The organism is Qipengyuania sp. MTN3-11 (assembly GCF_042851825.1).
GTDB lineage: Bacteria > Pseudomonadota > Alphaproteobacteria > Sphingomonadales > Sphingomonadaceae > Qipengyuania.
This window is the reverse complement of record NZ_BTGM01000001.1, coordinates 920,859-941,644: the sequence shown is the minus strand read 5'-3', so window position 1 is coordinate 941,644 and position 20,786 is coordinate 920,859. Positions and strand designations below refer to the sequence as shown.

The following is a 20,786-nucleotide window of genomic DNA, read 5'->3' as shown; positions in this document are numbered from 1 at the left end:
TCCGGTCAGCCTTGGATAAGAACGAACGGAGCCCAAAAAGCCGGACGATCTGCATCTGGAATTCCGCTTTTATCGCGCAGCGCAACAATTGCTTCCTGAAATGCCTTAGCCTTGTCTCCATGCTCCTGCCATCGGCGGAGAGTTTCGCGCGAAACGAAGGCCGCTATATCGTCTCGCACACGCCAGTGGGTTACCAGAAGGGAGTTTGCCCCGGCATATCGGAACGCCTGGGCAAGACCTGAGAAGGCAGGCAAGCCGCCCCCCATCCCGGCGGCGCTATCGCACGCGGAAAGAATGACCCAATCGGCGTTGAATTTCAGATCGGCGATCTCGCTGGCGGTAAGAAGTCCATCCTCCGACGCCGGTTGTTGGGGGGCGGCGAGAACCAGCGCTGGCTCGGCGATACCCTCGATCTCCCCAGCCACCAGGCCGTGGGTGGCAAACAGTACGACGTCGGCCTGCCGAATGCCTGGATCGCTCAAAGCTCCCTCGCTTGCTTCCTGGCCGACAAGGACGGAGGCGCTTCCCGAAGAGAAAAGCCGGGCGACATCGAGAGCCTCTTTCCGGGATGCGTCGAGCCGCGGAAGACGCGCCAGGGCCGTTTCATCGGGACCGGAACGATCAAAGAAGCCGGAAATCCCGCGCATCGGTTGCGAGCGGAGAATCTCCGGCTCGGCACCGCCGAACGGGGCGGGGTCCGCGAAGCCCACGAAGCGGGCCAGTTTCCGGTCCTTGTCTGCGGAGGCTGGAAACAGGTTGAAGCCGCTCACATGCGACAGCGCGAAGCGGTCGATCAGCCTGCGCGATACACCCGGTTCGTTCTCCGCCCAGTCGAGCACAGCAAAGGGGAAGGAGGCGAGTGCACCGCCTGCCAGGATTCTGAGGGAGGTTTGACCCGAAAGCCTCGCGCGCACGGAAGGCGTTAGGATCGCCGCCGCCAGTTCGCGGGATTTCTCCTCGTCGTCGCGGCCGGTGACGATATCGTCGCGGAGACTTCGTGCGAGCGCCACCACCTGGGCTCTCCCGGCTCCGGCCTTCGTTGCCAAGGCACCCTGGCGGTCGACAAGGAGGATATAGAGGCCGGAATAAGCAGGCACCACCGCAAGCAGGGTTTCGCCCGGTTGCAAACCGTTTCGCAGGTCCCTCAGGTTCGGAGCACCCATGCCTTCGCTGGTCATCGACCACGCCGGAAAGTCGGATTTCAAAAGAGACAGCGCAGCTTCCCGTCTGGCGGAGGCCGATTCCAGTGCGGTGCGCATTTCCAGGGTGCGCTCTCCGTTCGCCAAAGCCTGAAGCAGCATGCCGTCTGCCGTTTCGACCGCTGCGTCCGCATCCTGCAGGGCTCGCAAGGCCTCGGCAAACGCGGGATCGTCCTCCCGCATACGATCTGCGCGATGGACCGTGGCCTGAGATAGCGCCGACGATGTTAGCAGCGCCATTGCCGAAAGCATCAGGGGTGCATCGTTCTGCCTCGCGGCGATCTCCATCGCCAGATCGAGGGCGCTGCGCTCTTCTGCGGGAACATTTCCACGCATCTCGGCCGTGCCGCGCCGCTCAAGCAGTTCTACAAGACCGCGCGCCTCCGTAATGGCAGAGCCTGCGGGCTTCGCGTCGCCATCCGCAGCAGTCCGTGCGGCGAGGGTATGGGCGAGGCGCAGGAGGATGGGATCGGGCTGTTCGGTGCGCAGCACGCTCGCTTGAAAGTCTTGTGCGACAGAACTTGCACGCGTGTCACCGGTGGCGAGGAGAGCGCGGATGAAATCCGGCGCAATCCGTCGCTGCATATCGAGATCGCTGCTTTGATCGCCGAGCCGCTTTTCGAGCGCGCTGAATTTACCGACCGCTTCTCCGGCCCGCCCTTCCGCAAAATCGATCTGCGCCGCATAGGCCAGCGAACCGATCGCGTAAGGGCTGTCTTCACCCTGTTTTTGCCGAAAGAGAGCCTCTGCCTCGACGAACAGGGGCGATGCATCCGCGTATCGTTCGCGCTGCAACAGGATCGTCGCGAGGTTGTGGATGCCGTAGCCGAAAACCAGATTGTCGGACCCCTCGTGCTCTCTCTTCAATTCGAGGGCGCGAACAAGGTAATCGGTGGCTTCGATCGGCCTGCCACTCCGCGACAGGACGATCCCGAGCATCTCGAGCGCCCGCGCGTAGGAAGGGTGGGAACTGTCCATGTGCTCGACAGCCCGTTCGACGGCGAGGCGGGCGGTCCGCTCCGCCTCTTCCATCCGCCCCGCCCGGCGCAATGCGCCCGCGTAACCGTAGTAGCTCGCGATCGTATCCGGGTGGTTCGGGCCCAGGGCCGCTTCACGCGTCTCGAGACTGGTTTTCTGGAAGGCGACCGCTTCCTCGGAGCGACCGGTTCGCGCGGCGATCTCCGCCAGTGCGAACTCCAGGTTCGACCTTGACATGGCGAGGCCGTCGTCCTCGTCGGAGCGGGCACCGGTTCCCGATGTCTCGAGAAAGCTCCTGTATCCTTCGACCACTACAGGCCACGCCGCTTCGCCATCTCCATCCTGCGTCATCAGGACCCCGAGGAGGGCCAATCCCTCCGCCCAGGTCCCGGGATAATAGGCCTGATACGGCCGAAGGCTGTCGATGCCCGCCTCGAGACGCTCTCGCGCGGCCCCGTTCTCTCCCAGAGCGTAGAGCTGCGAAGCGATCTTGACCTTGCTCGCGTGGACCAGCGGATGGGGCTGTCCATCGGACAGAATTTCGCGAGCAGCAGCAGCCTCGAGGGCTTGCCAAGCTTCGATGGTCCGCCGTCGCGCTGAGGCATCCTGTTCGGCACCGAGCGTCAGGTTCGCCGCGCGCTCCTCCAATTCGGCAAGGGCCGCGAATTCCGGGCGTTCCGTATCGTACGGATTCCCCGGTTCGGACAGCAGCGCCGCAGGGCAGAACAGCAGCGATAAGGTCAAAAGCAACTTGCCAAGGGCCGGCCACAGGAACGGTCGCATGTTCGCAGGGTTTGCCATTGCTATCCCTAGATGAAGCTTATGAAATATTTGACCGTCGCGCTGCGCGGATTGTCGATACGGATAAGGTGGCGCTGCGTGTACGGCGGCGTCCACCGGCACCGGATGCGGTTTCCGGACGATGCGCAGAGCGTTTTGGCGCGGCCGTCGATGACCGTAAGGCCGATCGGCGTCCCGCCGTGGGTACGGGCAGCGATTTCCGCTCTTTGCCCCGCCAGAAAGGTCTGTTCGAAATCGATGGTGGCGTTCGGGGCGACTTCCCCCGAAAGGAACGCCGGTCCCAGAGTCCTGCCTCGCGTCGGAATGTCTCCGGGAGGGAGGGACGCTTTCCATTCGCGCAAGAGCATCGACCCGGCTTCGTCCCGTGGCTGCGCGCCCAGCGCATCGAGAGTCCAGATCGCTTGCCGCAACCGTTCCGTCTCACGATTGGCGAAAGCGACATCGGCTTCGACCAGGGCGTCCGCGACACGGTCGCTGGCCCCATCCGACGCGGCGCTGGAAACTGTCTGCGAGGCCAAATCCGCGGGCACCTGACAGGATGCAGCGAAGATCACGGCGCCGAGGAAAATGCGTCGGGCTGTCATGGTATCCCCCTTGCTACCCTGAAGCGCGCTCCCTTATCGCTGGGCTCGAGGGTCAGCGTCAATCCGTGACGTTCGGCAATGGCGCGGGCCACGGCGAGCCCGAGACCGCTGCCGGTCGTCGATGTGTTCTCGCCTCCGCGGCGATAAAAGCGTTCGAAAATGCGGTCCGCGTCTACGGGCGGGATCCCGGGACCATCGTCGCTGACGGTGATGACCGGTCCCTTCTCCAGCGCGAGCACGATCCGCCCCCCTCCCGGGACATATTTGAACGCGTTGTCGAGAAGGTTGGTGACGATACGCGAAATCTGGATGTCCTCACCATCGAACCACACGTCTCGTGCGATTTGCCAATCGAAGGCGTGCCCCGATTCCTCGGCGCTGTCGGCGTAGAGGTTGCAGATCCGCTCGATCGTTTCGCTGAGGTTGAAGGGTAACAGGCCGTGGCGGTCGCCCTTGCGCGCTTTGCTTGAGGCAATGTCGAGCAGCGATTCGAGCATGCGGACGATTCTGCGGATCTCGGCGCGCGCTTCGACCAGTTTGGAAGAGACACTTGACGGCAGTGGCTCGGCAAGCGCTTTGACCAGTCGTTGATCGAGGTGCATCAAAGGCGTGCGGATTTCGTGAGCAAGCTGATCCGAGGATTCGCGGTAAGCTGCCAGCAACCGCCGGACCCGCTCGAGGGCCAAGGCGCTATGATCGGCAAGTTCGTCGATCTCGTCGCCGCGACGGGTATGACGAGGCGCCGAGATTGCCGGTGCCGTCTCCGGAACCCGGAACGCGGCGTTGATCTGCTCGATCCTCGACTGCAATCCGTAGGCTGCTCGCCTTCCGAACAGGGCAACGAGCAGCACGAAGACCGTGCCTCCGGCCAGGAACGCCAGGGCCACCCGGTGCCGCAGAGGATCGGCCTGATCGCTCTCGTAGGCGACCACGAGCCGCAGGTCCGGACCGAGGTATGTCGCCCGTGCCAGAACCGGAACATCTTCCATCACTGTCACGGAATTCAGTTCCGAAACCTTGGGATCGAGATCCGGCCACCGCTCCAGGTCCCCGGTGATCGGGTTTCCAGCGCCATCGGCCAGGAGATAGTGAGCCCGGCTTCGTCCAACCGGAGTGATCGCGAGACGATCGCCGATCCGCCGTTCTAGCTCCGCCTGACCGCCGCTGGCATAGATGTCGACCAGACCGGCCAGATCGACATCCACCGCTTCCTCTGCCGAGGCCCGACTGGTGGAGAGGATGGTCTGGTCGGTCACCACCCACAAGCCGGCCACCAGCAGAACGGAAAGTCCGATGGCCAGCCATACGAGGCGGGTGAAGATGGACGTCGAGAAAGCCAGCCCTACCGCCCGTCGAGAAGCCGGTAGCCCGAACCCCAGATCGTCTCAAGGGCAGGAGTGTCGAAACCGTCTTCGAGCTTGCGCCGCAGACGGCCGATGTTGACGTCTACGACGTTGGTCTGGGGATCGAAGGCGATGCCCCAGACGTCGCGCAGGAGCATCTCGCGAGTGACAGTCTCGCCGGCATTCTCCATGAAGTAGCGAAACAGTCCGAATTCGCGCGGACTGAGGGGGAGGTGACGGTTCTGTCGGAAGGCGGTCCGGGCCTTCATGTGACACTCGAACGCGCCGTAGAGGATGACCGCGCTGTGCTCGCGACCGGTGGCGCGACGGTGCAATGCCTTTACCCGGGCAAACAGCTCGTCGGCCTCGAACGGCTTGGCAAGATAGTCGTCGGCGCCGGCTTCCAGTCCTTCCGCGCGATCGACCGTGCGGCCCAGTGCGGACAGCATGAGAATGGGTGTTCCCACCCCGCTTTCGCGCAGGCGGCGGATGATAGTCAGGCCGTCGAGATCGCCGAGCATGCGGTCGAGGATGACGACATCGAAGGGCTCCATTCCCGCACGCAGCAAACCGCTTGCCCCACTGGATTCGCATACGATCGTGGCACCTTGCTCGACCGCAAGATCCTGCACTTCCGCAGCAGCGCGCGCATCATCCTCGACATAGAGGATGCGCATGTTGTCCAGTGCTGCCCCCATGTCTCCTCCCGAAAGTCCCTGCGCCGTTGCCGAGGGTGCCACCGCTCGCAATCCGGGACAAGACGCAGGATCGTCAGCCAAGATCTTCGACCGATACCCAGCCTCTGGTTCCGTAGTTGTCCTCCACCTCGATGAACAGACCATCGCGCGCGCCGGTGGCCGTGAGCTCGGTGCCGGCGCGAAGCGAACGCACTTCGGCGGCGGCGGCATCGGGTGCGGCACGCAGAAGCGTATCGACAGCCACGGTCGCAGTTGCGGACTGAGGGGCGGCCGACGGCCCAGGTCGTGCTTTCGACACGGCCGCGATCGCCCCCTTCTGCGCGACCACTTCGTTGAAAGCGATGACGAAGGCCTCGACCAACATCTTGCCATCCTTGCTCTGCCCGTAACCCGAAGCGGAGGCCCCGGCGTTCCAAGCCGTCCCGCCGCCGAAGTTGAGCGTGGACTTACGGACTTCGCCGCTGCCGGTTACGATGGTCAGACCCGATGCCGGATCCAGCACCTTGATACCGGCGGCGACCCGCTTCTTCTTGCCGCCCAATCCGCCGAACATGCCGAGAACCGAACCGGCAAGCGGGACGTTCGACAACATTGCCGATGCGGCCCCCGAACGCACCAGACCTTCCATTGCCGCGGATTTGGCAAGCTCGATCGATTTGTCGACCTCCTCGCTGTCGCCCGCAACCACGTTCATCAGGAAGTCCGCTGGTACGCCGGCCGCCGCGCCGTGAGGGGTGAAGCACCCTGATTCGACCGCCAGCGAATTGATGAGTTCGCGCGGGCTGCCGAGCCCGTATTCGGACCAGCCCTGGGTGTCGCCATCGACCACCGCGATAGTCCCGAGGCTTTCCGGGCAGGCGGTCAGCGCGAGGTCGTCGCCCTGTGCCATGGCGGGGGCCGCAATGGCGCATCCCAATAAGGCGGCCCCGATCGAGAGAGGTGAGAATCGCTTGGTCATGTTATCCCCCTGTTCCTGTGATGGTGTGGTTGGCTGTGGCTCAGTGGAAGCGGACGCCATCTAGTCCTTGGTCCCGGAAACGGTGCCCGAGGCCTGAAGCTGCGGCGTATCGAGAGCGGCCACAAAGCCCACCTCCTCGGCCGCGGGACCGAAGAAGGATCCGAAGAACTCCCCTCCGGCGGCAAAGATGCCGGAGAAGTCGGCCCCCGAAGTTATATTCCCCGAGCCACTGAAACTGCCGAAGTCGCGCGTCGATTGGTTCGTCTCGTCGAGACCGATCAGATTGAGGTTGGTCGACAGGCTACCCGCTCCGAAATCGACGCTGAGTGATCCCGTCGAGTTCGGCAGAAAGTTGTAGGCGGTGAAGGTACGATCCGTCCCGGTGAGCCCGATACCATCGGTCAGGTCGTAGGTCGCGGTGCCGGTTGGCAGATTTTGCGTCTTGTTCCCGAATACGAAGAATTCATTGGTACGAATGTCGCCGGGGTTGGTCGTGTTCACCTGCGTCCAGACGCCTATCACATGGTAGGTCAGGCTGAGCCTTCCGGACACGGGTGGCGCCTGAACCTTCGACAGGACGATATCGTTCTGAATGCCGTTGTTCGTGACGCGATATTGCGTCGCGGTCTGAAGCTCTTCGATGATCTGGGCATCGCCGAAGGTCACGGCCTGCCCATCGTTGCGGGTGATCGTGTAACCGCCCGATCCGTCGTATTCGACCCTCGTTCCTTCGGCAGGTCCGCGCGCCATCGGCGAAAAGTCGAGGCCGGAAAACGTCCCGTTCAAACCCGGACGAAAACTCGAGACCGGGGCGTCGTATGTCGTCGCCGTGGTCGCTCCCAATCCGCGCGCGCCTGGCGCGCCGGGAACAGGCGTCGGGAAGCCCCCAGTTGGTGGCGGAGTAGGCGTGGGAGTGGGTGTCGGGGTTGGGGTTGGAGTAGGCGTAGGCGTAGGCGTAGGCGTCGGTGTAGGCGTCGGAGTCGGTGTAGGCGTCGGAGTCGGAGTCGGAGTCGGAGTCGGTGTAGGCGTCGGGGTTGGCGTCGGTGTGGGCGTAGGCGTCGGTGTGGGCGTAGGCGTCGGTGTGGGCGTAGGCGTAGGCGTCGGTGTAGGCGTCGGTGTAGGCGTCGGAGTCGGTGTGGGCGTCGGCGTAGGCGTTGGCGTTGGGCTTGGCGTTCCGACCGGTGGCGGAGGGTTCATCGCCATGTTCGAGTTTCCGTTCCCGTCGAGAAAGCAGCCTCCGAGAGCCAGGCTCATCGCGGCGACGGAACAGCTGGCGAGCATTGATTTCTTGGTCATCATTTTCCCCTGTGGATCGATAAATTGGTGTCAGAATGCAGAGACGATGCCGAACTCGCCGGCGACGCGCTGGAAATCGAAGATGCCGACGGTCGAGAAATTGCGCTCCCAGCGCATCCGAAGGAGCGGAGCGAAGGTAAGGACGCGAAGGTTGCGAAAGGTCGCCGATACGCTCCCCGCCAAGCGGTGGTCGCGCCGGCGTTCGGGATAGAGGAGGAGCCGTTTGTCGGCTTCCAACATGCTGTAGTTCGCATCCACCACTGCGGTAATGGGACCCAGCTCGCGATATGCGTAAAATCCAGCGCCGCCCGACCAGATGGAATAGCCCGGGTCGCGGGCGACGAACCGGCTTGCGAACAGCGAAAAGCCAGCTCCCGTACGCGAACTCAGCACCGCATCCAGCCCTCCTGACAGTGCCGCTCGCGCCCCCGATTGCAACGGGTTGGACCGGTTTTCTTCCCTCGTTCCGGAGGCATCGAACTTCGTTCGAAGCCGACGCGTCAGCGGATGCTGCCACGATCCGGTCAAACCGTAATTCAACAGGTAGGGTTCGAAGCCGAACCAACGGTGAGCCACCGCCGCGGAAAGCGCGAGCCGGTCTCGTCCCCACACCCACTCTGGCCCGGCTTGGAAGGCAGCGGAAACATCGCTGAACGCGCGCCTCCTGTAGAGGTCTGCATCGCCCGAGACGCGGATGAGCACTCTTGCCCGGGAGCTAAGGGGAATGCGACGATAGACCTGGCCACGGAGGGACAGCCCTATGCCGGAACGCACCTGCGCATCCTCGTCGAGGGCGAAATCGCCGATGATCGTGTCGAGCGTCGTGCGCGTGGTTGCACGATTGATGTTCGTGCTGGGAGCGATGGCGATCTCGATGCTGCCCCCCATGGGCTTGCCCGAGGCAAGCGCGCCTGCGTAGAATCGAACCAATTGCTGCACCTGAGGTGGCAATTCGCTTGCCTGCACGATGCGCAGCTCGCGCTCGGCAGCAGAAAAATTGCCCAACACCGTTTGAAGCCGCGCAAGTTCGAGCCGAACGGCAACCGCGTCCGGCTTGTCGTCCAGGATACGACGCAGGAGAATTGCCGCGACGCGCGGCTTGTCCATCCTGTCCGCGTACATTTTGGCGAGCCGGAACCTCGCTTCGGTGCGCACTTCGAGATCGGGATCCCGGGTCAGCGCGAGATAGGCACTCTCGGCGAGGGCGAAGTCATTCCGGTTGCGCGCAGCCTCGGCCAGTTCGAACACCTCGATGGCATCGAGCTTGGGGGGCGTTGCAGGTGACGGGGAGCTCGCGCTTCCAGGTTCCTGCGCCGCCGTAGCCACCGGAATAGCAAGAATTCCGCAAAAAAGGATCAGCGCGCGGATCACGTCGATCCAAGCGCGCTTTGGACACGGTCGAATCTGAAGGATCCGAAAAGCCTCGATGGCTTCTCGACACCGGTCGAAGGTTCGGGATGTAGATCCGTGTATTTTTTCCCGGCAGCTAAGGCCGAAACAATCGTGTCAAAGCCCAAGGGCACCCCCGAGATCTTCCAATGCAGTTGGATCCGAGGGAGTATCGAACGCGCACGACGAGCCGTCTGCTGACAATGCGTGTTAAGGAAGTGACGAAGTTGGTTAGGCGGACGCCATTTCGTTGCGCCGAGTCATCTGCGCGCAGAGTCCGTTCGTCGGCATCCTTGGCATAATCTTCGCCGGTTGTACGCCGCGAGCAAGATGTTCTGACCGATGAGGTGGCCGGACACGCCGGATAATCGTTTCTACTTGCTTTCAGCAGGCATACCGGATCCGGTTCGTGAGGGGGCCGGCGACGGAGACCCCAGTTCGCGGTCCATCTCCTGCGCCTTCTCCGTGATCTTCGTGCTTGCCTCGGCATAGCGTTCGTCGAAAGACGGCTCCCGCTCGCAACCCGCCATTGCCAGAAACACCATCAAAACGATCGCAGCACGCATCAGTATTTCTTGCGGTAGCGAAGATTGACATTGGTTGCCCCAGAGCCGCCCGCTTGGCTCAGGATCGACAGGAATGGCGTCAGGCTCACCTCGAGTTGCGTGGCGGTGAAACCGCGTGCGTCGGTAATGAACTCGACATAGATGTCGTCGGTCAAATATTGCCCCGCGGCCAGCGCTGTGCCCCGCCCGCTCGTCTCGTCGGCACCCAAGATGCGAAGGCGGTCCACTCCGGTGGCCGAACGCAGCTTCCCGAGTGGATTGAGCCCGCCACCGCTCCCGCGCAGCGAATTCAGGGACGCGGCCAGCTGGACCGCCTGGATGGTCGAAAGATTGCCGATCGAACTGCCGAACAGGATGCGAGAGACGATCTCGTCCTGGGGAAGCCCTGGCGAACTGGAGAAAGCGATCTGTGGATCGTAGGCGCGGCCCGAGACGTTCACACTGACCGTCACGTCCTCGATGTCCTCGGTTGCCGTCAGGCGGATGACCGGATCGATGGTGGTGCCGCCAGTGAAATCCACCCGCCCTTCGCTCAGTTCGAACGAGCGCCCGGCGAAACCCAAAGTGCCGCGCACCAGTTCGACCTCGCCGGAAATGCGCGGCGCGGTGCTGGTTCCGGTCAACCGCAGATCGGCGCTCCATTCCGATTCGAGGCCCATGCCCGAGACGTAAAGCTGCTCTTCGGCAACGAGCGCGATGTCGAGCCGCAATTGGTCGAAGAGGCCGGGCTGCGGCAGAGCCGGTTCGTCGCCGGTGATCCGCACCGGGCCACGCGGCGGCTTGAACCGGACACCGGTGAGTTCCGGCACTTCGGCCGATCCCTGGCGGATAATCTCGTAGCGCGTTTCGGGAAGGACGATCCGGCCCGTGATCAGCGCGGTCTGCCGAGCGGCCTTGGTCAAGCGCAGATTGCCGGTGGCCGTGGCCGAGAGTGCATCGCTCTGCGCCAAGCGTGCATCGTCCATCGTGATCTCGACATTCATCGGATAACCGCTCGCTTCGGCCAGGCTGACGAAGCCGCTGGCGGTCACCGTGCCCTCGCCCGCCGTGGCGGTCAGCCGCTCTATTTCGAGCCGGTCGCCGCTGAACCGTCCGGCCACCGCCATGTCGGAAAGCCGCGTTCCGTAGGTCTGGTTCTCATAGGTCAGACCGCTGCCGCGAATGATGCCCGCAAGTTGCGGGCTCTGAATCCGCCCGGAGAAATCGGCGGCGACCCCTAGCGGGCCCGACAGGCGCTGATCGGGCTGACCGGCAAAGGAAAACAGTGTGTCCGCTGGGCCGTTGTAACGAATCCCGCCACCGAGCGGTGCGGAAAGCAAGCGCGTGGTCCAACTGCCCGAACCGGGCGGAAGCGGATTGAGCGATGCCACCATTCGCCCGATCACTGCGCCCCTACGCCGCATCACCGCGCGTGCCTCGCCACCGTCCGGCAACAGCTTGCCGACGAAATTGATGTCGATCGGCTGGCTGACCGAGACGGCGGTGGTGCGGCTGAAATTCGCGATCTGGAGCCGCGCATCTGCCCGGGGGAAGGCTGCGCTGCTGGCCTGCGCGAAATCCAGGCTGCCGGTCGCGCGGCCATTGATGCCGAGGCCGGGCACGAAGGCCTCGATCATCGCCAGGTCGAGAGAATCGAGCCTGCTCTGTATCTCGATACCATCGCCATAGGTTCCGGCGAGCCTGACGTTGCCTCTGCCGAAATCGATCCGGGTCGGCAGTAGTTCGTATTCGTCCTCGCGTGGGACAATGCGCGCCGGGCTGGTCGTCGCGAAGTCGATGCCGCGCACCCGGCCGCGCATTTGCGCCCGCCACAAATCCGGCGTCAGCTCGGCATTTGCTGCGACGCGGAAGGGAACGCCGCTGACGCCTTCGGCCAGAATGCGCGCATTGCCCCGCCCGTCGCGGTAATCGATCTTGGCACGGGCGGCGTTCAGATTGAGGCTGCCCAGGGTCGTCCGCGCCAGCTGCGCGTCGGCCACGACATAGGGTTGGTCGTAAAGCACGATCCGCGCATCGACGATCGCCGATCCGATCGCGAGATTGGCCGGGCCGGGAAGGACGGTGTCGCGCGCCCTCAGATTGACGAGCGCCTGCTGATACTCCCCTGCCGCATCAAGCCGGACCACGGCCGTCAGACCACGGCCATTGGCATCCAGCCGACCGGCGAACGGTCCCGCGGCGGTCTGACGAAGCGAACCGGCGAAATCGATGCCAGCCAGATTCGCGCTGTTGATGTCGAGCGTCAGCGCATTGCCTGTCCCGAGCACGACGTCCGCCGTCAGCGGTCCGTAATCGGTTTCGGCCGTCGCATCGAGGCGGTAGCCGCCCGGGGCGCCGGTGATGTTGGCACGCAGATTGGCGAGGCCGATTCCGAAGTCCGGACGCTCCGCGGTAACGACTGCGCGCGGATTGCTGATAGTGCCCGCGACGCGAACGCCGATGCGGCCATAGGCGTCGGTAACACCATCGGCACTCAGCGCCAGACGACCGTCCGGCGCGTAGAACCCGCTGCCACCGGTGATCCGAGCCGCGGGGGCACGCAGAGTCAGATTGCTGAACCGCACCACGCCATCGGAACCGTAGCGCACGTCGCTGGCGGCGACGGCGTTGCCGCCGAGAAAATCGCGCACGCCGTCATTGAACAGGCTTGTCGAGCGCGCCCGCACCCGGCCCGCAAGCGCAAAGCCGCTACCCTCGGACTGGAGGTCGACGTCGGTCTCGATGTCGAAGATGCCGACGCTTTCGACCCGGTAATCGTCGATCCGCCCATCGATGGCGCCGGTGTAGAGCCCGGTCGAGGTATCGGCGAGCAGGATGACCCCGGCATCGATCCGGTCGGATCGGATGCGCAGATTGTCCGAAAGGATGCGCGGCCCATCGATTGCGAGGTCTCCGGCGAGCCGCACGTCGCGCAATTGACCGCCCGCCACGGTGTCGAGCCCGGTAATGCGCGACACGCTGGCGTCGATCGGGATCAGAATGCGTTCGGCATCGACCTCCGCCTCGCCGCTGGCGCGAAGGTTTTCCAGCCCCATGTCGTTCATAGCCAGGCGATTGGCGTTGAGCGCGTATTGCACCCGAGGAGTGGCAAATTCGCCGTTCAGCGTCAGCAGGGCCCGCAGCCCGCTGCCGGTGAGATTTTCCGCCATCGCCGATGGTTGCAGCAGGACGAAGGCGAGCTTCAGATCCTCGAAACTGTTGTCCGACAGATCGACCAGCCCGTTGGTGTTGAGACGGAAGGCATCGCTGTTGAGATTGCCGGCGAGCATGGCCCGGCGCTCTTCGACCGCAGCGGTCATGTCGACGTTCAACACCGGTCCGAGCAGCGTCGCGGTCGGCCCTTCGAACAGCCGCGCCACGCGCGTCGGTCCGCGTATCTGGAACGTGCCGTCACGCCCGGCAAGACGGAGGCGCGCGAACTCGCTGCCTGCGAGATCGGCATCGAGCCGACCGCTCCAGCGGTCCCAGGTGCCCTCACCGGCGAGTTCGACTCGCAGGGACTCGCTAAGACCGGCCATGGCCGCGATTACGCCGTCCCCCGGAGCATCGAGGTCGAGCGAAAGGTCGAAGCGGTTCTCTTCCGGCACCGCGTCGAGCAGCAGGGCCACCCGGTCGCCCCCTGCCCGGCCCTGGCCCGCCACCGTCGCGCCATCGAATCTGGCCTGCGCGCGGCCGTCCGCGATGTGCGCCGCGCCAGTCATCGCGGCGACGCGCCGCTCGCCGCTCACCGGCGCTTCGGCGACGAAATTGTCGATGCGGAAGGTGCCGATGTCGATGTCGTAATCCGGAAGCAACGGATCATCGCTCGGCGGTGTTTCCGCAAATTCTGGCAGTCGCGCGAGGACGACCCGCGATGCGGTCAGCGAACGGAAGTCGATATGGCTGCGCACGAATTTGAAAGGGCGCCAGTCGACGTGCAGCTCGGGCGCAGTCAGGAACACGCCTTGGGGGTCGGACACCGCGACGTTGCGCAGCACCATCTCGCCGTACAGCGAGCCTTCGATGCGGCCGACATCGATCTCCATCCCGTTCTCGAATTCGAGCGCGGCGATCTGGTTGGCGACGAAGCGCTTGCCTGGGGCAGTGTCGAGCCCGAGAATGACGGCGCCGACGAGGAGCACCAGTCCGCCCAGCACGATCGCCGCCCATTTGCCGATCGAGCGTGCGACATGTCGATCGCGATGCGCGGCCTGCTCCGTCTCGACGGTTTCCCCCGGCTCGCCCCCGGTATCGGCGTCGCCAGGCGCTTCGGCGGTGTCGTTCCCGACCATCAGAACGCCTGCCCGATCGAGACATAGACCGCGAAGCTGCTTTCGCCTTCACGCTTGTCCAGCGGCATTGCGACATCGAAGCGCAGCGGCCCGAAATTCGTGTAGTAGCGCCCTCCGATGCCGGCGCCGAAGCGCAGGTCGCTGAAGTCGGGTCTCGTGCTTTCGTAGACCTGGCCGGCATCGAGAAACCCGACCAGCCCGAAATTGCCAAAGCGATAGCGCACCTCCGCCGCAGCCTCGTTGAGGCTGCGCCCGCCCAGCGGGCGATAGATGAGATCGGCGACCTCGTCGGGTTCTTCCGGATCGAATTCGAAATCGGGGTCGGGATAAATCACCCGCGGGCCCAATTGCTGGAACCCGAACCCGCGTACCGACCCGCCGCCACCGGCATAGAAACGCCGCGAGGGCGCCAAGTCGAAGCGGTCGATGCCCTGGATCGTGCCGACCCTGACACGGCCCGCCAGGGTGATCGCGTCGGTCGCGCTGAAATAGGCGGAGCCGTCGATCCGTGCGCGGACATAAGGGCTGAAGCCGTCCTGCAGCGACCCTTCCGGTTCGATCAGTGCTGTGACGCGGAAGCCCTCGGTCGCATCGAGAAGACTGTCGGTGCGGTCGATCCCGACTTGCCCGGTCAGTCCGCCGATGAAAAAGGTCCGCCGCACGAGTTCGTTCTGAACGAGATCGAAATCCTGTTCGTTGGTTGCGATGATCTGCGCGCCGTAGGCGTAAGTGAAGGGTTTTTGCCAGATGCTGGTCGAATCGTAGCTGACCAGCGCGGAGAGGCGTCCCGTGAACGCCTCGTAGGCGTCGTAATCTGCGCGCAGCGCTTCGAGACTGGCCTGGAAGGTGCGGTCCCTGCGTCCGGCGTTCGAACGGCGGAACGTGGCGCTCGCGCCCTGCTCCTGCGTTCCAATCACCGCGCGCCCGATCAAGGCGCCTTCGGGCGGGAACAGATTGGCATGCGTCCAGCTGCCCTCGAGGCGGAAACCCTGCCCCGTCCCGTAGCCCGCGCTCGCGGCAAGGGTGCGCGGTGGCCCGGCTTCCTGTTCGACCAGAATGGTCGCGTACTCGGTACCGTCGCCCGCCTCTTCTCCGGTGCGTTCCGGCACGACAGACACGGTGTTGAACAGGCCGGTGGCGACCAAAGCCTGGCGCAGATCGTCTACCATGCGGCTGTCGTAAAGCTCGCCGCGCTCGAAGCGGGAGAGGACCTCGACGTGCTCGGCGTCGAAGGCGAGATCGCCGGTCGTGCGGATCCCGCCGAAGCGCGAGCGCGGACCGGTGTCGATGGGTAGGGTATAGACGCCGTCCTGCGTTTCCTGGTCGAGCAAGATGTCCCGCTGACCGATCTCGGCGAAGGGATAGCCGTTCTGCGGAAGTTCGACCGCGACCCGCGCCTCGGCGCCCTGAACCCGCGCGGCGACGATGGGTTCTCCGACCTGCAGCGCCAGATTGTCGCGGATCAGGTTCTCGGGCTCGACCGGGGGTGCATCGATCACGATGTCGGAAAACGTGTAACGCGCACCCGGAACAACATCGATAACTGCAGTCAGCGGTTGGCCCGTTACGTCTTCCGACCTGTCGATCCGCGTGGTCGTCCGGGCTTCGTACCAACCCTCGGCGGCGAGAATACGCTGTATCAGGGCACTGTCTTCGGTGAGGCGGGCGGCAACCTGCGCAACGTTTGCGGCTTCCCCGTCGCCGTCTTCCAGTGCGGACAGATCGTCGAACATGGCGCGCAGATCGGACTCGGCATCGGCATCGGCCTCCTCGAGACCGTTGATCGTGACGCCATAGGCGATTTCGACCGCTTCCTCGTCGGTCTCGGCCTCGGCGAATTCTACCGGCGCGACCTCGAATTCATCGAGGGGCGGCAACGGAGCGACCAGTTCCGCATCGCGGATCGGCGCATCGCCGATGGATTCCACCGCATCGCCGTCCGCCAGAGCCGATTCGCCGAGAGGGGCTTCCTGCCCCTCGGCCAGTTCCGCCTGGGCCTGCTCTGCCGCAATCCTTCGTTCGAACTCGGCGATCGATTCAAGCGGCTCTTCTAGTTCCTCGTCCTCGGCCAGAGAGGGGATCGCTGTCTCGAATTCCTCGTCGGTGATGATCGGTTCTATCTCGGGCAAGTTCGCGTCTGCGGGGGGGGCGGGAACGGCCGGTTCAGTGCCGGAAGCCGGTTCCGAGGACTGGTCCCGTGCCGCAACGGGCAACGCGGTCAAAACGGTGGCCAAGGCTAACAACGAGGCCAAACGGCGCACCGCAACGGTCACACCGCGCTCTTCCCCGAGGGCACGTTTGTTCGACTGAGCGGTTTGAAAATCGGACGAAGCCGAAGCGAGCATAGAAAGCGACCCATGGTGGACATCGAAAGACCCACCCCGTCATCGAACAAGGAGCAACCGATGCTCGATGATGCGAGAAATCCTGTCCAGGAGCCTGTTTCTTCTCCGAAAGATGCTGCCGGCGCAACCGCAAAAAATCCCTGGGCGATGCCATGGGAGGCGTGGAAGAAGATCTTCAAGAGGGTTTACACGATGTGGGGGTTCCACAATCTCTCCCTTCTCGGAGCGGGCGTGGCATTCTTCACCTTTCTTGCGCTGACCCCCCTGATCGCGGCGACCGTGATGGTTTACGGACTGGTCGGCGATGTCGAGACGGTCCAGCGCCAGATGCAGGCGATCATCAAGGTCGTCCCCCGCGAAGCGGCGGCGGTGATCGAGAATCAGCTTCTCGGCGTCGTTACCGCGAATTCCGGTGTGACCGGCTTCGCCCTCGTCGTTGCCCTGGTCTTCGCGATCTACGGCGGCATGCGTGCCGCCAACGGTCTGATCGGTGCGCTCAATATCATCAACGAGGAACACGAAACCCGTGGTATCATCCCGCTGACCCTGCGGGTTGCGGCGCTCACACTCGCGGCGATCTTCGTGGCGCTGACAGGTATCCTGAGTGCGGGCCTGTTCGCGTGGCTGCAGACCCAAGCCGACGGATTGCTCGGCCCGGGTACCGAATGGGCCATCAAGATCCTGACCTGGACCGCCTCGATCGCCCTCGGCAGCACGGGATTCGCGTTGGTCATGCGCTACGGGCCGGACCGGACGCCGGCGAAATGGAAATGGCTGGCACCGGGTGCCCTGCTCGCGACGATCCTATGGATTGCAATCTCGTTCGGTTTCTCGTTCTACGTCGCCTACGTCAGCGACTACAACGCAACCTACGGTTCCCTTTCGGCAATCGTGGTCTTTTTGATGTGGCTGTTTCTCTCCGCCTATGGAGTGCTCGCCGGGGCGCTGCTGAATGCCGAGATCGAAAGGCAAACGACCGTGGATACCACGCGTGGTCCCGAGAAGCCGTCGGGCCATCGCGGTGCCGTGCTGGCCGATCTGGCGGAGGGCGATCTGTCGCTCAAGCAATGGATGGAGAAAGCGCAGCGCCGGGCGGTGCGACGACACGAAAAGAAATCCGGGATCGGGCCCTTCATAAAGTCTTCTAGATGAAGGAAAGGCCTCTCGCGCCTGCGATGATTGCAGTTGGGTCGGTTACCAATGCGTCGCCGTACCGGCCGACTTGGACATAAGGATCGACACTGGCCTATTTATTTTTGTGCCTCCCATCGCCACTAGCCTGCCGACAATTATTGGGGACTTTCCGGCATAGTGTGTTCGCCGTTGGCATTGGGAACCTTTCGTTCGGTTGGGACTGAGGCCGCTGGCTTTTTCTTGCAGGATTGGGTAGAGTGTAGGTCTGCTCCTATCTGAGGAGTGATCGCATGACTCCAGACGACGTACGCAGCGTAACCATCTTCGCGCCTGCCGACGTGCATTCGCTGGAGATCTCGGGCGTAATGGACGCATTCCACGAGGCGAACTTCGAAGGCGCAGCGCCAAGTTACGCTCTGTGTGTGGTTGCCGAGGACGAGGATGCGATCCGTTGTGCCTCGGGACTGCGAATTGTGCCCGATCGGACGATTGCGAGCGCAAGGGAGGCTTGCGACACCTTTGTCGTCACCGGCAGCTACGGCGTCCCCGAACGGCCGAGCGACAGGGTGATCGAATGGATCCGCGAGCACGCCATGATGGCGCGGCGCCACGGGGCGGTATGCACCGGCACTTTCCTTCTGGGCGACGCCGGACTGATCGAAGGGCACCGCGTCACGACCCATTGGGACTACGTCAAGGAACTCGCAGCTCGTAACCCGACTGCGGAGATCGACGTGGACGCGATTTTCGTTCGCGACGGTCCCCTGTTCACTTCGGCCGGCGTGACCGCGGCGATCGACCTGACACTGGCCCTGATCGAAGAGGATCATGGCCGCGAGCTCGCGCTCGCCATCGCGCGCCACATGGTGATGTATCTCAAGCGGCCGGGAGGACAATCGCAGTTCAGCACTCCGCTGGCCGCGCAATCCACGCGCCGCACGCCGGTCGCGCGCGCGCAGCAATGGGCGGCGGAGCATCCCGAGGCCGAATTGAGCATTGCCGCTCTGGCGAACCGTGCGGCGATGAGCCCGCGCAATTTTGCCCGCGTCTTCCGCGAAGAGACAGGGATCACCCCTGCGGAATTCGTGGCACGGCTCCGCATCGACACGGCGCGCCGATTGCTGGAAGAGACGCAGCTGCCCCTGACCGAGGTCGCTCGCGCCGCCGGCCTGGGCACCGCGGCCTCGGCGCGGCGGGCATTCCTGCGTCGACTCGGGATCACCATGCGCGAGTACCGGGAGCGCTTCGAACGTACACGCGCCCGGAATTGATCCTGTTTGTCCGCTTCGGGCCGCGCTTTGTCCGGGATCGTCCGTCTCGCCCGATTGTCGCGGAGCACTGGACGCGCGACAAGGGTCATCCGCACCGCAATGCTCGTCAAATGGTTACACGGCCTGGGGGTGTCGGCCCGCTTCCGCTTTGATTGTCAGAAACATGCTTCACCGAACACTGTTCAAGCCGCGCCGTCTGCAATCGCGTCAAATCGAGTCCGAGCAGCTGACCCGAGATTTGCTCATCGAGCTCGCCGATTCTGCCAGCGATGCGGTCCTCGTCGCCGACATGAATACATCGAACAAGGCGATCGTCTATGTCAACGACGCCTTCGAGCAGCTGACCGGCTATGTCCGAAGCGAGGCAGTGGGCAAGAACTGCAGATACCTCCAGGGAGCGGATCGTCTGCAGCCGGAAATCGATATAATCCGTCAGGCGATCGCTGATGGCTCCGGCTGCGAGGTCCGGCTTCGAAACTATCGCAAAGATGGCACCCTCTTCTGGAACCGCCTGCGGCTGGCTCCGCTGGGCCCCGCTGGCGCGCCGACTCACTATGCGGGCTTTCTGCGCGACGAGACCGCTCTGGTGGAAGCTGAGGCGCGGATCGAGGCGACGACCCACCGCGATGCTTTGACAGGCTGCCTCAACCGCGACGGGCTGCTCGCCGCCCTCGGTCCGTTGAGCGTTCTGCACCGGCTGTTGCTGGTCAAGATCGACGTCGCGCATTTTCACGACATCAACAGCGGCTATGGCTACGATGTCGGCGATGCGCTGCTGTTCGAAACCGCGCGACGGCTGTCCGCGCTCGACTGTAAAGCCGTGGCGCGCGTCGGCAGCGACCAGTTCGCAATCGTCTTCGCGCTGGCCGAGAGCGCCGGAGCATCCGACGAGCTCGCGAGTGTCGCCGACTGTCTCAAGCCGCGCTTCGACCTTCCCGGCGCTGCCCTCACCGTGCGTTATGCCACGGGTTACGCCATCGGCGAAAAGGGGGGTGAACCCCTTGCCCTGGTACGACAGGCCGGCGCTGCCCTGGCCCGGTCGAATGCCAATCAACTGCGCGTGCCATGCGCCTTCCAGGTCGAAGCCGAACGGGAGGCGTTCCACCGGACGCGTCTGACCGCCGAGCTGCAGCACGGGATCGCCGCCGACGAATTTCTCTATTACTACCAGCCCAAGATCGATCTCCAGACGGGAGACTTCGTGGGAGCGGAGGCGCTGCTGCGCTGGCGGCACGGGCTGTTCGGTCTTCAGAGTCCCGAGGGATTCGTCAATCTGGCGGAAGATACCGGGTTGATCCTCGACATCGGCGCGCGAGGCTTTCGGCAGATCGCGGCCTTCGCAGCCCGCGTGAACAGCTGGCGTCGCCATCCGCTTCGCTTTGCCATCAATGTCTCGGCAATCGAATTCACCCATCGCGATATGGTCGCACTCATCGCCAACGTGCTCGACGAAACCGGAGCCGATCCGGCCTGGCTCACTCTCGAGCTGACAGAGCGGCTTATCGCGACGGATTCGCCGGAGATGTTGCGGATATTCCGCGAGGTGCGCGAACTCGGCGTCGGTCTGTCGATCGACGACTTCGGGACCGAATATTCGAGCCTGCGCTATCTGGACCGGTTTCCCGTGACCGAAGTGAAGATCGACCGCAGCTTCGTCTCCGATCTCCAGCACCACGCGGCAAAGCGCATCATCGTCGGAGCGGTAATCCAGTTGGGTGCCGAACTCGGTATCGACATCGTCGCGGAAGGCATCGAGCAGGAAAGCGATCGCGCCATGCTTCGAGCAATGAATTGTCCGCTAGGCCAGGGAAGATTGTTCAGCGGCCCGCTGAGTGAAGAACACTTCGCCGTCCTCGCACGCGATGGCATTCTGCCCGGAAAAGGTCGCGACTAAACATGGCTTCGGCGTGCCGAACGGTACGAGTGCAAATCCGGCCGATGATCGAATTGGCT

Annotated in this window: 13 protein-coding genes; 3 read left to right on the top strand and 10 right to left on the bottom strand. The window is 63.8% G+C overall.

Translation table 11 applies throughout. The features are described 5' to 3' along the window. Window positions 1-5: 5 nt before the first annotated feature. The 10 genes from ACGHN1_RS04485 to ACGHN1_RS04440 all read right to left on the bottom strand — a co-directional run bounded on the left by ACGHN1_RS04485 (window position 6) and on the right by ACGHN1_RS04440 (window position 16,212). Window positions 6-3,080: a CHAT domain-containing protein gene (locus ACGHN1_RS04485; RefSeq protein ID WP_390548708.1), complete on the bottom strand. Its 3,075-nt coding sequence runs from the start codon at window positions 3,078-3,080 to the stop codon at window positions 6-8. After that, a complete protein-coding gene (locus tag ACGHN1_RS04480; RefSeq protein WP_390548706.1) occupies window positions 2,987-3,562 on the bottom strand; it encodes a hypothetical protein in 576 nt (191 codons plus the stop codon). Before ACGHN1_RS04480 ends, ACGHN1_RS04485 begins: the two co-directional genes overlap by 94 nt. Then, entirely contained in the window at window positions 3,559-4,836 is a 1,278-nt protein-coding gene (locus tag ACGHN1_RS04475; RefSeq protein ID WP_390548704.1) for a sensor histidine kinase, read from the bottom strand. Before ACGHN1_RS04475 ends, ACGHN1_RS04480 begins: the two co-directional genes overlap by 4 nt. 68 nt (window positions 4,837-4,904) lie before the next feature. After that, window positions 4,905-5,603 carry a response regulator transcription factor gene (locus ACGHN1_RS04470; RefSeq protein WP_390548702.1) on the bottom strand — a complete coding sequence of 233 codons (699 nt, stop codon included), beginning with the start codon at window positions 5,601-5,603 and terminating at the stop codon, window positions 4,905-4,907. A gap of 73 nt (window positions 5,604-5,676) precedes the next feature. Next, complete coding sequence (locus ACGHN1_RS04465) at window positions 5,677-6,561, bottom strand: SH3 domain-containing protein (RefSeq protein WP_390548700.1); 885 nt, start codon at window positions 6,559-6,561, stop codon at window positions 5,677-5,679. 60 nt (window positions 6,562-6,621) lie between these two features. Beyond that, complete coding sequence (locus tag ACGHN1_RS04460) at window positions 6,622-7,311, bottom strand: hypothetical protein (protein WP_390548698.1); 690 nt, start codon at window positions 7,309-7,311, stop codon at window positions 6,622-6,624. Between the two features lie 576 nt (window positions 7,312-7,887). Continuing rightward, entirely contained in the window at window positions 7,888-9,183 is a 1,296-nt protein-coding gene (locus ACGHN1_RS04455; RefSeq protein ID WP_390548696.1) for a surface lipoprotein assembly modifier, read from the bottom strand. A gap of 437 nt (window positions 9,184-9,620) precedes the next feature. Continuing rightward, window positions 9,621-9,812 carry a hypothetical protein gene (locus ACGHN1_RS04450; protein ID WP_390548694.1) on the bottom strand — a complete coding sequence of 64 codons (192 nt, stop codon included), beginning with the start codon at window positions 9,810-9,812 and terminating at the stop codon, window positions 9,621-9,623. Further along, window positions 9,812-14,083: a translocation/assembly module TamB domain-containing protein gene (locus ACGHN1_RS04445; RefSeq protein WP_390548692.1), complete on the bottom strand. Its 4,272-nt coding sequence runs from the start codon at window positions 14,081-14,083 to the stop codon at window positions 9,812-9,814. The genes ACGHN1_RS04450 and ACGHN1_RS04445 overlap by 1 nt, the downstream gene beginning before the upstream one ends. Further along, window positions 14,083-16,212, bottom strand: a complete 2,130-nt coding sequence (locus ACGHN1_RS04440; protein WP_390548690.1) for an autotransporter assembly complex family protein — start codon at window positions 16,210-16,212, stop codon at window positions 14,083-14,085. The genes ACGHN1_RS04445 and ACGHN1_RS04440 overlap by 1 nt, the downstream gene beginning before the upstream one ends. Window positions 16,213-16,488: 276 nt before the next feature. On the opposite strand from ACGHN1_RS04440, the gene ACGHN1_RS04435 reads away from it, so the two are divergent. The 3 genes from ACGHN1_RS04435 (at window position 16,489) to ACGHN1_RS04425 (ending at window position 20,727) form a co-directional block, all read left to right on the top strand. Further along, window positions 16,489-17,580, top strand: a complete 1,092-nt coding sequence (locus tag ACGHN1_RS04435) for a YihY/virulence factor BrkB family protein (RefSeq protein WP_390548688.1) — start codon at window positions 16,489-16,491, stop codon at window positions 17,578-17,580. Between the two features lie 272 nt (window positions 17,581-17,852). Further along, entirely contained in the window at window positions 17,853-18,833 is a 981-nt protein-coding gene (locus tag ACGHN1_RS04430; RefSeq protein WP_390548686.1) for a GlxA family transcriptional regulator, read from the top strand. A gap of 163 nt (window positions 18,834-18,996) precedes the next feature. Further along, on the top strand, window positions 18,997-20,727 hold the full coding sequence (locus ACGHN1_RS04425) for a putative bifunctional diguanylate cyclase/phosphodiesterase (protein WP_390548684.1): 1,731 nt from the start codon (window positions 18,997-18,999) through the stop codon (window positions 20,725-20,727). Window positions 20,728-20,786 lie beyond the last annotated feature (59 nt).

Coding starts and splice junctions, on each gene's coding strand:
- ACGHN1_RS04480 (WP_390548706.1), bottom strand. CDS start 3,562: ATGACAGCCCGACGCATTTTCCTCGGCGCCGTGATCTTCGCTGCATCC.
- ACGHN1_RS04470 (WP_390548702.1), bottom strand. CDS start 5,603: ATGGGGGCAGCACTGGACAACATGCGCATCCTCTATGTCGAGGATGAT.
- ACGHN1_RS04465 (WP_390548700.1), bottom strand. CDS start 6,561: ATGACCAAGCGATTCTCACCTCTCTCGATCGGGGCCGCCTTATTGGGA.
- ACGHN1_RS04460 (WP_390548698.1), bottom strand. CDS start 7,311: ATGGCGCGCGGACCTGCCGAAGGAACGAGGGTCGAATACGACGGATCG.
- ACGHN1_RS04450 (WP_390548694.1), bottom strand. CDS start 9,812: ATGCGTGCTGCGATCGTTTTGATGGTGTTTCTGGCAATGGCGGGTTGC.
- ACGHN1_RS04445 (WP_390548692.1), bottom strand. CDS start 14,083: ATGGTCGGGAACGACACCGCCGAAGCGCCTGGCGACGCCGATACCGGG.
- ACGHN1_RS04435 (WP_390548688.1), top strand. CDS start 16,489: ATGCTCGATGATGCGAGAAATCCTGTCCAGGAGCCTGTTTCTTCTCCG.
- ACGHN1_RS04430 (WP_390548686.1), top strand. CDS start 17,853: ATGACTCCAGACGACGTACGCAGCGTAACCATCTTCGCGCCTGCCGAC.
- ACGHN1_RS04425 (WP_390548684.1), top strand. CDS start 18,997: ATGCTTCACCGAACACTGTTCAAGCCGCGCCGTCTGCAATCGCGTCAA.